The organism is Winogradskyella psychrotolerans, assembly GCF_018860545.1.
Lineage (GTDB): Bacteria > Bacteroidota > Bacteroidia > Flavobacteriales > Flavobacteriaceae > Winogradskyella > Winogradskyella psychrotolerans_A.
Genome location: NZ_JAHKPN010000052.1, coordinates 168,737 through 181,457, shown reverse-complemented (window position 1 = coordinate 181,457; position 12,721 = coordinate 168,737). Strand labels below are relative to the sequence as shown.

The 12,721-nt window shown below is 38.4% G+C and carries 7 protein-coding genes; all 7 read left to right on the top strand.

Translation table 11 applies throughout. The annotated features are described in order from the left end of the window. Window position 1 precedes the first annotated feature (1 nt). The 7 genes from KO515_RS16765 (at window position 2) to KO515_RS16735 (ending at window position 12,711) form a co-directional block, all read left to right on the top strand. Window positions 2-2,644: a glycoside hydrolase family 95 protein gene (locus KO515_RS16765; RefSeq protein ID WP_215937485.1), complete on the top strand. Its 2,643-nt coding sequence runs from the start codon at window positions 2-4 to the stop codon at window positions 2,642-2,644. 14 nt (window positions 2,645-2,658) lie between these two features. Continuing rightward, entirely contained in the window at window positions 2,659-3,774 is a 1,116-nt protein-coding gene (locus KO515_RS16760) for an alpha-L-fucosidase (protein WP_215937484.1), read from the top strand. A 14-nt stretch (window positions 3,775-3,788) separates the two neighbouring features. Beyond that, on the top strand, window positions 3,789-6,053 hold the full coding sequence (locus KO515_RS16755) for a right-handed parallel beta-helix repeat-containing protein (protein WP_215937483.1): 2,265 nt from the start codon (window positions 3,789-3,791) through the stop codon (window positions 6,051-6,053). Window positions 6,054-6,072: 19 nt separating this feature from the next. Next, window positions 6,073-7,557 (top strand): arylsulfatase, encoded by a 1,485-nt coding sequence (locus tag KO515_RS16750; protein WP_215937482.1) that lies wholly within the window; start codon window positions 6,073-6,075, stop codon window positions 7,555-7,557. A 172-nt stretch (window positions 7,558-7,729) separates the two neighbouring features. Then, window positions 7,730-9,487, top strand: coding sequence for an arylsulfatase (locus tag KO515_RS16745; RefSeq protein WP_354668285.1), 1,758 nt, complete (start codon window positions 7,730-7,732; stop codon window positions 9,485-9,487). Window positions 9,488-9,602: 115 nt separating this feature from the next. Continuing rightward, the gene (locus KO515_RS16740; RefSeq protein WP_215937480.1) at window positions 9,603-10,862 is read left to right on the top strand and encodes an alpha/beta hydrolase family protein; all 1,260 of its coding nucleotides are present in this window, start codon (window positions 9,603-9,605) and stop codon (window positions 10,860-10,862) included. Between the two features lie 10 nt (window positions 10,863-10,872). Continuing rightward, the gene (locus KO515_RS16735) at window positions 10,873-12,711 is read left to right on the top strand and encodes an alpha-L-fucosidase (protein ID WP_215937479.1); all 1,839 of its coding nucleotides are present in this window, start codon (window positions 10,873-10,875) and stop codon (window positions 12,709-12,711) included. Window positions 12,712-12,721: the final 10 nt, after the last annotated feature.

Sequence of the window (12,721 nt, the reverse complement as noted above, 5' to 3'; positions counted from 1 at the left end):
AATGATAAAATCAAATGCTTTGCTTTTACTATTGTGCCTTGTCTTTTTCTCAGGATGCAAAACTACTGCTCAAGAAGCGTCTGTCAATTCAGGTAAACCTTCAAAAACATTAAGTCTTTGGTACAATGAGCCTGCCGCAGATAGTAATAAAGGTTGGATTAATAGTTCAATTCCAATGGGAAATGGCTATATGGGAGTTAACCTATTTGGAGGCATAGAAAAAGAACGCATTCAGATTACAGAGAACAGCCTATACGATACTGACGGGGATCGTGGACTTCGACGAAGAGGACTTAATAACTTTGCTGAGGTTTATATTGATTTTAATCACAAAAAGACCACAGGTTATATACGAGAATTAAACCTAAACGAAGGAGTCTCGTTTGTAGAATATGAGCAGGATGGGGTGCAGTATTCTAGGGAGTATTTCACAAGTTATCCAGATAAGGTTATGGCCATCCGCTTGTCTGCATCGAAAAAAGGTAAATTATCATTTGCCTTACGTCCTACAATCCCATTTATAGGCGAAGGAAAATCCGGTTCGGTTTCGGCAAAAGAAGATGTAATTACCCTTTCTGGAATTATGAATCACTTCAAAATAAAATTTGAAGGACAGTTTAAGGTGATTCCTAAAGGTGGTAAGATGAAAACCAATAAAAATGGTACCATCAATGTTTCAGATGCGGATAGTGCCGTAATTCTAATAGCGGTCGGTACCAATTATCAGTTCGACCCACAAGTTTTTTTGACTGAAGATCCTTCTAAAAAGTTAGAAGGATTTCCCGATCCTCACAACAAGGTTTCCAACTATTTGGAAAATGCGGCAGCAAAGTCTTATGAGGAATTATTGGCAAACCATCAGGCTGACTATAAGGAACTTTTTGACCGTGTAAATTTCAACCTTGGAGCTGAGGTACCAACGATTCCGACCAACGAAATGGTTGATTCTTATCCAGAAGGACCTTCGAGTTTATATTTTGAAGAGCTCGCCTTCCAGTTTGGACGTTACATGTTAATTTGCTCTTCCAGAAAAGGGACATTACCACCACATCTTCAAGGCATTTGGAACGTTTATGAAAGACCACCATGGTCGTCTCAATACTTACACGATACCAATTTACAGATGGCTTATGCACCGGTATTCTCTACCAATTTGTCTGAATTATTTGAGTCTTACGCCAACTATTTTAAGGCTTTTGAACCTCGTCAACGAGACTATGCTACACAATACCTCAAAGAATATAACGAATCAGAACTCGATCCTAATGGAGATAATGGTTGGTCAGGCCCATTTTGGAGTAATCCATATAGGGTTCCTGGAAAGTCGCCTGTTGCTGGTTTCGGAACAGGGTCTTGGATTTCCCTACTGTTTTGGGACTATTTCGATTTTACACAAGATAAGACGTTGTTAGCAGAAGAGATATATCCAATACTTTACGATCAGGCCAATTTTGTATCCCGATTTGTAAAAAATGTGGACGGCGTTTTGTTGGCCGAGCCATCTTCAAGCCCAGAACAAAAGTTACGAAATACGGTTGGTACAACTTTCGATCAGCAAATGTTTTATGAAAATCATCACAACACCTTAAAGACGGCTGAGATTTTGGGACGTTCCGATGCGCGATTATCAATTTTTGAGTCACAATTACCGTTACTAGATCCTATTCAAATTGGGAAGTCAGGACAAATTAAAGAGTTTCGTCAAGAGGAATACTTTGACGACATTGGAGATCCTAACCATCGCCATACCTCAATGTTATTAGGATTATATCCTGGGCAATTGATTAATGATAAAACACCAGCATGGCGCGATGCTGCTAAAGTGAGTTTAATAAAACGTTCCCACAAAACCAATATAGGTTGGGCACGCGCCGAACGCATAGCCATGTGGGCAAGAGTTCACGATGGGGAAGAGGCGTATTCATATTACAAGGAATTATTGAGTGAAAACTATATGCATAATTTGTTCAACGATCATCGCGGTGATCCATTATTTCAAGCCGATGCTAATTATGGAGCCACAGCGGGTGTTGCCGAGATGCTTATGCAGAGTCAAGATTATGTCATAGCACCCTTAACAGCGTTGCCGAAAGTATGGTCAGATGGTAGTTACAGAGGTTTATTAGCAAGAGGAAATTTTGAAGTTTCCGCCAAGTGGTCCGATGGTCAGGCTGATACATTTGAAGTCTTGTCCAAATCAGGAGGCATGTTGAAGTTGAGGTATCCCAATGTCTCAAAAGCCAGTATTAAAACTTCGGATGGTCAGAAAGTTGAATTTAATACCAAAGGGAATGACCAAATCAGTATGCAAACATTAAAGGGGCAGACTTATGTGATTACTGCCATTCCAGAATATGTTCCTGTAAGTGCACCTTCAAATTTAAAAATTCAGTCAAACCCTAACGAAAACGAAATCAAGCTTTCGTGGGAAACGAGCAAAGATGCGAAATCTTATAACGTATATCGTGCCGTAGGAAACGCACCAGATTATGAGTTGGTGGTCTCGGAAATGGTGGGAGCCAATTATGTTTATAAATCGGAAAACGTAAAACAGTTCAATCAAATAACCTTTAAAGTTACAGCAGTACGTGATGATGGAAGAGAAAGCGATAAGGGTATAACGGTAATTTGGCTAAAGCCTTAAAGAAAATATAAGACATGAAGAAAATTAAAAATCACATTGCAATCCTTATTGGCTTATTATTATGTATTAGTCTTACATGTTGCAACGAAAGTCCTCAAGTTCCTACGTACCTCCAAGGCTACGAGAAAAGTTATGCCGAAAATCCAAGAGCAGCAGCTCTACAATGGTTTACAGAAGCTGAATTCGGTATGTTTATCCACTACGGTTTATTTAGTTTAACTGAAGGATATTGGGGAGATGTGCATTCGAAACCTGCAGAATGGGTTCAACTTCGAGCTAAAATTAGACCCGATGAATACGCAAAACTTGCAGATAAATTCACGGCTGAAAATTTTGATGCCGATTTAATCACAGATTTAGCAGTAGATGCTGGAATGAAATACATCAACATTACCACCAGACATCACGATGGGTTTTGTCTTTTCGATTCAGAATATACCGATTTTAAAAGTACAAACAGCGCAGCAAAACGCGATTTGGTAGCGGAATTGGCAGAACAATGCCAAAAAAAGGGGTTGGGGCTGTTTTTTTATTATTCCCATGGACGCGATTGGAAACATCCGCATTCCCCAAGCAGAGAGGAATGGGGTGGAAATCCAAAACCCGATTATGACCCGCGTGAGGAATCCTATAAATATGGAGAGGAACATGATTTACAGCTTTATGTGGAATACATGAAAAATCAAATGACCGAATTGCTGACCAATTATGGACCTATTGCAGGAATTTGGTTAGATGGAAGGGCGGTACCAAATTCACGTCTGGACAAAATAGATGAGTTGAAAATTCAAGAATTGTATGACCACATTCATGCCTTGCAACCTCAAGTTTTGGTGTCCTACAAACAAGGAGTGCTAGGTACCGAGGATTTTAAAGCACCAGAACGTAATTTTACTGGCGAATCTGATGTGCCTTTGGAAATTTGTGACACCATGCAACCTTATGCTTGGGGTTATGATCGCGATAATGATGTTGGACATAAAACACCAAACGACGTCATGGAAATGCTTCAGGAGACGAAAAATATGAAAGCGAATTTATTGCTCAATATTGGACCTTTACCTGATGGCTCTGTGTTTCCGGATGATATTACAACATTGGAAGAAGTTGGAAAACGTTTAAGGAATTAAAATAAAACTAAGTTATGCGAACTAACAACATCAGACTTAAATATTATGGAGTTTTGTTACTCTTTTCATGGATTGCTTTTTCCGCATGTGATTCAAACAACACTAAAAAAAATGAAGAACATATAGAACTATACGTTTCTGTAGAAGGAAATGATAAGGCTGTCGGCACACTTTCAGAACCCTTTGCAACCATACCAAAAGCAGTGGAAGCTGTCCGAGAGTTACGAAAAAATGGTAACGCGGCACCAGCTACTATTTATCTTAGAGATGGAAGGCACCTACTCAGCGAGACATTAGTATTGGGAATAGAAGACGGTTGGACGACTTCCGGTGAAACCTCTGTTTCAGAGGCAACAGACGCTACTAAATTTCCTCTTGCCCATCTAACGTTTTCGGCGTATCAAGAAGAAACGCCAATAATAAGCTCGGGAGTTCCTGTTGAAAAATGGGAATTAGCCTCTGACGAATTACTCGATATTCCAGAAAAATCCAAAGGAAAAGTTTGGGTGGCAAATATTCCTGAAGGTCTCACGAAATTTTATACACTTTACGATGAAGAAGGACGTCTAAACCGTGCACGAGCAGAAGGCTTTGTGCCAACGAAAATGGGCGATAAAAAAACGGTTCATTTTCCGGAAGGGAAATTAAAAAATTGGGATAATCTTGAAGATGTTGAGCTGAATATTAGACCGAGTCGTGCTTGGATGATAAATATGCTTCCATTAGCATCGGTTGATGAAGTGAATAGAGTGGCAAAAACCAAGGTTTCCGCAACATACGCAATGGGCGAATTGGCACATTGGGTGCATACTAAAGACGGCAATTCTGCTTGGATTGAAAATACACTTGAAGCCTTAGATGAACCTGGTGAATGGGTTATAAATTCCAAAACACGAAAAATTTACCTGTGGCCAAAACATCCAGCTGCCGACGGCTCACCCCAAGGTATTTTGGCACCAACCACTAGTGAACTTGTTCGCGTGGAAGGGGCTATTGATTATGATGGTGCTAAAGACCAAGCTGTAAAAGGAATTTCATTCTCAGGAATTACCTTCTCCCATGCCGACAGAAGGGCATGGACAAACGACGAACAGCAATTGGGTTGGGGCATGCAACACGATTGGGACATGTTTGACAGCCCAACAGCGATGCTGCGCTTTCGAGGGGCTGAAAATTGCCAAGTCACCAAATGCAAGTTTGTAAATTCAGGTGGTTCAGGTGTGCGCTTCGATTTACATGCACAACGAAATAAAGTGGAAGACTCTGAATTCGCCCATCTTGGGGAAGCTGGCATCATCCTTGCTGGTTATGGTCCAGGAACAAAAGATGTTAATCATCATAACGAAATTATAAATAACGAGATTCATCATTTTAGTGAAATAACATGGCATTCGCCTGGAATTTGGGCATGGCAAAGTGGTCATAATCGCATAGCAAATAATTATATCCATCATAGTGGTTATGCCGGCATACTTATTACGAACCGTGTAGAACCCGACCGAAAATTAAATGGTGAAGGAGGAAGAACGGTTAGACGCAATGAAATTCCACAAGACGTCATAGCGGATACAGAAGAAACTTATGAGAACTGGAAAGTCCGAGAAAAGTATAACCACTCGCGTCATAATATTGTGGAGTACAATGAAATAACCCATGCCGTACAATTACTATCGGATGGTAATTGCATTTATGTATCTGGTGCAGGTACCGGAAATATCATAAGATATAATTATTTGCATGATAATTTAGAACATTCTATGCCAGCACCTATTCGTTGTGATGACGACCAACACGAAACGCTAATACAAGGAAATGTCCTTTATAACAATTACGCTTTTGCTGCAGGAATTGCATCCAAAGGCACTAACGATATTATAAATAATTTTATAATTGCCCCAAGGGTTGCTCCAAAGTTAGGCTATATCAGTTTTGAATGGGTACCTGTAACAGGTTCAAAAGTGCATCGTAATATCATCGTGTCACATCCAGATGGAGGCAATGCCTATGCTGAACGACCACGGAAGGACCAAACGACTAACCTTCCTAATTTAATGCAGACCGAAATGGATTCCAACTTATATTACCATCCAACAAATCCAAATTTTATGGAGGCACATTTTAAAAGAATGCGTGCCGCAGGAAAAGAAGAATCAAGTCGTTTTGCCGAGCCTATGTTTATTGATGTGGCTGGAGAAAATTTTGGCTTTAAGGAAGGAAGTCCAGCGTTAGAATTGGGTATTGAACCTTTAGATGTTTCAAAAATGGGATTAATTAAATAACGAGATAATAATAAGAATAATGAAAAATAAATCAAGCCTTTTAGTCGTAATGTTATTGGTAGTAACATGCTCAATAGTAGCTCAGAACAATGCACTTAAAAACACTAAACCAAATATCATCTTGGTCATGACGGATGACCAAGGAATGGGAGACTTAGCGTGTATGGGAAATAAAGTCCTAAAAACACCACATATAGACGAATTTTACGAGAAATCTACACGATTTACCGATTTTCAAGTCAGTCCAACGTGCGCACCAACAAGAGCTGCCTTAATGAGTGGAAATCGTCCGTTTGAAGTCGGAGTAACACACACCATTTTACAACGCGAACGTATGGCATTGGATGTTTACACTATGCCGCAAGCGTTGCAGTCAGCAGGCTATGAAACCGGTCTTTTTGGAAAATGGCATTTGGGAGATGAAGAAGAATATCTACCAACAAACCGAGGTTTTAGTGAAGTGTTAATGCATGGAGCAGGTGGTATTGGTCAAACCCGATTTGGCGATTTTCCACCAAATGAAGACAACTTGTATTTCGATAATATTTTACTTCATAATGATACCATTGTACAAACTGAAGGGTTTTGTACCGATGTGTTTTTTGATGCAGCACTAGCTTGGATTAAAGAGAAGAATGATGCTGATCAACCCTATTTCGCTTATGTGGCCTTAAATGCACCACATGCACCATTAGTGGCTCCAGAACAATATAAAAAGCGCTTTTTAGACTTAGGTTATGATAAAGGAACAGCAGGACGTTACGGCATGATTGAAAACATCGATGACAATTTTGGCAAAATGATGCAAAAATTAGAAGCGTGGAATGCTTTAGAAAACACGCTGGTTATTTTTATGACAGACAATGGTGCAACCCATTTAAAAGGAAGTCTTAACGGAGAAAAAATAACACATTTTAATGCCAACTTAAAAGGTGGTAAAAATTCGCCTTATGAAGGCGGTACACATGTCCCTGCTTTTTGGTATTGGAAAGGGAAATTAGGAACAGGAGTTGATATTAATCAACTCGCATCACATATCGATTTATATCAAACCTTCAGCGAGATTGCAGGAGTTAAACTACCAGAACAAATGCAAGATTTAAGCGGTAAATCATTAGTGCCACTATTAGAAAATCTAAATGCGGATTGGGATGACAGAGAATTATTCATTCATTGTGGTCGTTGGACAGAAGGTAAACGCGAAGAAGCAAAATACCAAAAATCAGCGGTTAGAACACCGCAGTGGCGTTTTATAAATAATACACAATTGTATAATATTCCTAATGATCCGTCGGAAAAAAAGGACGTGTCTGAAAACCATCCCGAAGTTATTGCGCAATTACGAGAAGCTTATAACCAATGGTGGGAAAACACAAAACCATTAATGGTCAATGAAGGCTTACCAAAAGTGCAACCAGAAGATCAGCCACTTGCAAAACGCTATTACAAACAATTAAAAGAATCTGGAATTCCTCATTGGTCGCCAGAAAATACGAATGAATAGTTCAAAGCATGTGAAGAATTAAAGTACTGGTTTAGATATTGAGGATTGGGATGTTCATTCATTTTGCAGCGTCCATATCAGAAGAATATTAAAAGGGGCCTCATATTTTTACAATGTACTAAAAAGCCAACAAAAGACGTGTTGGGAGAGTGAAAATGAATTAATAAATAAAATGACAACTATGTTAAGATTTTGGAGCTTTCTAATAGGATTTGCAACAATAATACAGAGCTCGGTTATAGCTCAAAGCAAAGCCCTAAAAAGCAGTAAACCAAACGTGATATTAATTATGACGGATGATCAAGGTTATGGAGACCTTAGTTGTCATGGAAATTCAGTTTTGGAAACACCGAATTTAGATCAGTTATATAGTGAATCTATTCGATTGACTAATTTTCATGTCAGTCCTTTTTGTACACCAACACGTGCAGCCTTAATGACAGGACGTTATCCAGCACGAACGGGAGCATATCGTACCAGTTCTGGTAGAACCATGTTGCATACTGATGAGCAGACCATTGCCAATGTGTTTTCCGAAAACGGATACAAAACAGGAATGGTTGGTAAATGGCATCTTGGAGATAACGCACTTCATCGTCCACAAGATAGAGGATTTCAAGATGTGGTATGGCATCGCAGTGGTGGAGTTGGACAAGCTTCTGATTATTGGGGGAATGATTATTTTGATGATACTTATGAACGAAATGGAACATTCGAAAAGTTTACGGGATACTGTACTGATGTGTGGTTTGACGAAGCCAAACGCTTCATAGATGAAAATAAAACAGCACCTTTTTTTCTTTATTTGGCCACAAATGCACCACATGGGCCCTATTTCGTCGATTCAAAATGGAGTGATCCTTATCAGGGTAAAGCAAATTGGGCGAAGGGACCAGAATTCTATGGAATGATTGCCAATTTTGATTATAATCTTGGATTGCTTCGTGAGCATCTTGAAACCATGGGGATTGCGGATAACACGATTCTTATATTTATGTCGGATAATGGAACAGCTAAAGGTGGTAAATTTAAAGGACTTGATAGTGAATCAATTCAAGGTTATAATGCAGGAATGCGCGGAAAAAAATCTTCAATTTATGAAGGAGGGCATCGCGTGCCATTTTTTATTTATTGGCCTGATGGAAATATACAAGGTGGACGTGATATAAATGCTTTAACGGCTCATATTGATGTACTGCCAACATTGGCAGATTTATGTAACATTCCTGTTCCAGAGGCACATCATCCAGATGGACTTTCTTTTAAAACCTCATTAGAAAACCCTAAGGCTTCTTCAAATCGTGAACACTTAATCGTTCAATTTCAAGGAGGGGCGTATTTTAAAACGGATCCAAAACCATGGGATGATTCTTGTGTAATTAAAGACGATTGGCGACTTATTAATGGTAAAGAACTTTACAATATAAAGACAGATTTAGCACAGGCAAAGGATGTTGCTACAGAAAACCCTACGATTGTAGCCGAACTACGTGAGTTATATCCACCCTTTTGGGAGTCCGTTTCACCTCGTATGACTCCTGTCTCAATTGATATTGGGAATCCAGCAGAAAAGAAAGTGGTATTGTGTTCACAAGATTGGTATATGGCTAGTGGCAATCCGCCTTGGAATTTTGGTTCTATCAATAAACTCCCAAAAGTTACAGGGCCCTGGATGCTAAATGTAAAAAAAGCAGGAACATATAGAATCATACTTAGGCAGTTTCCAGTTGAAGCTGATAAGGTTGTAAAAGCGGTACGTGCAAAAATTGAAATTGCTGGATTAGAAATGGAATCAATGGTAGAGTCTGGGAGTAAAGGTGTTGTTTTTGAAATACTACTTCCTAAGGGCGAAATAAAGCTCACAACGTATCTTTATAATAGCGAGGGAGACGTAGGTGGTGCTTATTTTACTGAAGTAGAAGAAATTTAATGTGAATAATTTAAGTTATAAAAATACAACTGAAAAAAATAACGCCCCTTATTGGTTCAGCTGTTCACTAAAAGTAAAATTAAAGCATAATAATGATATAAATATAACGGAATAAATGTCAACTCATATCATTTTAAAATCGATTCATCTAAAGTCAATATTCGGAATAATATGGCTCTTGTTTTGTACCACTTTTTTTGGACAAAATAAGGAAGCACCTTTATACACGATATTGGAGTCTAAAGTTTTTGAGGTACCTGAAATATTCTGGGAACCGTCAAAAGATCAGGGAGATATAAAAGCCTTGTTCTATAAAACTTTAGACTATAAAGGAAAACCAACACGAGCTTTTGCATTTTTAGGAATTCCTAAGAGTGATCAACCGGTACCTGCAATGATTTTGGTTCACGGAGGTGGTGGTAGGGCATTTCACGAATGGGTAAAAATTTGGAATGACAAAGGTTATGCCGCCATTGCAATGAGTTTGGAAGGATATAGACCAGATGAAACAGGAAGCGGAAAATTTACACATGAGTATAGTGGTCCGCAACGCGTTGGCCGATTTGATGATATTGAATTACCATTAAAAGAACAATGGATGTATCATGCCGTTTCAGATATTCTATTGGCGCATTCTCTTTTGGAAGACATGCCAGAAATAGATGCGAATGCTATCGGAATAACAGGAATTTCTTGGGGAGGTGTATTAAGTAGTTTGGTATCAGGTATAGACGATCGGTTAAAATGTGCTATACCAGTTTATGGGGCAGGATTTCTGTATGAATCAAAAGGTCATTTTGGGGAATACTCAGGAAATAATCCTGAATTAGAAGAGAAGAAAAAATTCTGGGATCCAGCGCATCAGTTTACAGTTGGTTCTGTACCTACCCTTTGGGTAAATGGTGATAGTGACGCTCATTTTTCTTTGAATATTACATCGCATTCGTTTGAGGTTACAGAAGATCATGCTTTTATGAGTGTTCATCCAAGTATGAGACACGGCCATCCACCAGGATGGAAACCTAATGAAGTGCCAGAGATTTATGCTTTTGCAGATTATATGCTGAAAGGGAAAGGATTTCCTTTAGGACAAATAATAAAGCAACCAATAGGTAGAAAAATCAAAATAAAATATATTTCGGAAGTACCATTGACCGAAGCCACGGTATATTATCTCAATGAAGAATTAACCTATAGAAAAATACCTAAAGATGCAAAACATCCGCAACCAAATGATTGGCAAAAAATGGCGGCTACAATTAATGCTAAAAAACATACGGTTAAGGCTAAACTTCCTAAAGAGATAAAAACGTATTATGTGAATTTAAAGGATGAAAGAGGATTAATCATATCATCAAAATTGGTTCAATTGTAAAATATAAATAATGAAAAAAGGAATAGTATTTATTTTATCAGCTGCCTTATTGTTTTCAGGAAGCTTGTTGTTAGCCCAAACAAAAGATAAATCATCAGATGAAGACTTAATGGGCTGGTTTCGGGATGCAAGATTTGGCATGTTCATTCATTTTGGAGCATCTACATCAGAAGACTTTTTAGAAGAAGGGCTCAACAAAACAGAACGCTATGAAAAGTCTGTAAGAGAATTCAATCCTGTTGATTTTGATGCCAAAGAATGGGTGCGTATCGCTAAAGATGCTGGTATGAAATATATTGTGTTCACCACCAAGCATCACGATGGTTTCTGTAAATGGGATTCTAAATTAACCGATTGGGATGTTATGGATGCCACACCATTTAAAAGAGATATCGTAGGGGAATTAGCTGAAGCTTGTAAAGAAGAAAATATTGAATTAGGGTTTTATTACTCTATTGCAGATTGGCATCATTCAGAATATGATGCGACTTATAGTAATCGTCGAGGCTTTCATTTTAACCCTAATCCAGATGCTGATATTACCAAATACATGGATTATATGTACGGTCAAATAAAAGAACTATGCGAAAACTATCAACCTAAATTATTTTGGTTTGATGGCTCTGCTGGTTTCCGTAACCCAAATAAAAAACGTTTGTTAGGACAACAAGAAATGGTCGATTTACTCAATTCTTACGGTGCCATTTCTAATAGTCGTTTAGGTGATGATGATACTTTAGAGTATGTGAATTATCTATCCATGGGAGATAATATGACGCCTTCAGGAAATATTGGTGTGGATTTTGAATCTGCGCAAACTATGAACGATAATTGGCATTTTAAAAAAGGAGATGACAATTGGAAATCGGCTAAAACCATGCTTGCGAAATTGATTGATATTGCAGGTAATGGCGGTAATTATCTACTGAATGTTGGTCCAGATAGTAAAGGTGTTATTCCAGAGGAATCACAATCACGACTTAAAATTATGGGCGAATGGCTTCAAAAAAATGGAGAAGCTATTTACGGCACAACAGTAGGTCCGTATCCTTATGAATTGAATTGGGGATCCATCACACAGCGAACTGAAAAGAACGAAACAACATTATATTTAAATGTGGTAGATTGGTCAAAAGATGGTGTTTTTAGGTTATACGGACTCAATAACAGTATTGAAAAAGCGTCACTTTTAGCAAGTGGAGTTACACTTACGCACACTTCTGAGTTTAATGCTGCCGCTGGTGTCAATATCATTTCCATTAAAGTGCCAAAGTCAGCACCAGATCCTTATGTGTCTGTAATTGCTTTAAAAATTAAAGGAGTAGCAAAGATGGATCAAACATTTTTACAGCAACAAGATGGTTCGGTCATTTTAGATGCATTTCGCTCTACCATTCATGATGAAGAATTTGTACCCAACAAACCGCAACGCCCATTAGACCAAAGGATATTCACGGTAATGAAAAAGGGAAAAGGCATTATGCCCACACGTGGCATGACGGTCGGTCTAGAGAAAGAAGGTCAAGCATTACGTTGGGATTTTAGAGTAATGAAAACAGGCAAATTCAAAGTACTTGTATTAAGTAGTGTAACAGAAGAACATCAATGGAAAGCAGATGGCAAAATGCGCGTTACGGTTGCCGGACAATCCGTAGAAAATAAACTAGAAGAAAACGACCGATGGAATAATGAAAGAATGGCAACAGAAATGAAAAGTGTTGTCTCCACTTTGGGAACTATTGAAATTAATAAAGTCGGTATGCAAACATTGACTTTGGAAGTTACTTCCGATTTTTCTAATGAGACACCAAATATTATAAATGTGCAACTATTACCGATTGATAATTAATAAATCGTTT

Coding starts and splice junctions, on each gene's coding strand:
- KO515_RS16765 (WP_215937485.1), top strand. CDS start 2: ATGATAAAATCAAATGCTTTGCTTTTACTATTGTGCCTTGTCTTTTTC.
- KO515_RS16760 (WP_215937484.1), top strand. CDS start 2,659: ATGAAGAAAATTAAAAATCACATTGCAATCCTTATTGGCTTATTATTA.
- KO515_RS16755 (WP_215937483.1), top strand. CDS start 3,789: ATGCGAACTAACAACATCAGACTTAAATATTATGGAGTTTTGTTACTC.
- KO515_RS16750 (WP_215937482.1), top strand. CDS start 6,073: ATGAAAAATAAATCAAGCCTTTTAGTCGTAATGTTATTGGTAGTAACA.
- KO515_RS16745 (WP_354668285.1), top strand. CDS start 7,730: ATGACAACTATGTTAAGATTTTGGAGCTTTCTAATAGGATTTGCAACA.
- KO515_RS16740 (WP_215937480.1), top strand. CDS start 9,603: ATGTCAACTCATATCATTTTAAAATCGATTCATCTAAAGTCAATATTC.
- KO515_RS16735 (WP_215937479.1), top strand. CDS start 10,873: ATGAAAAAAGGAATAGTATTTATTTTATCAGCTGCCTTATTGTTTTCA.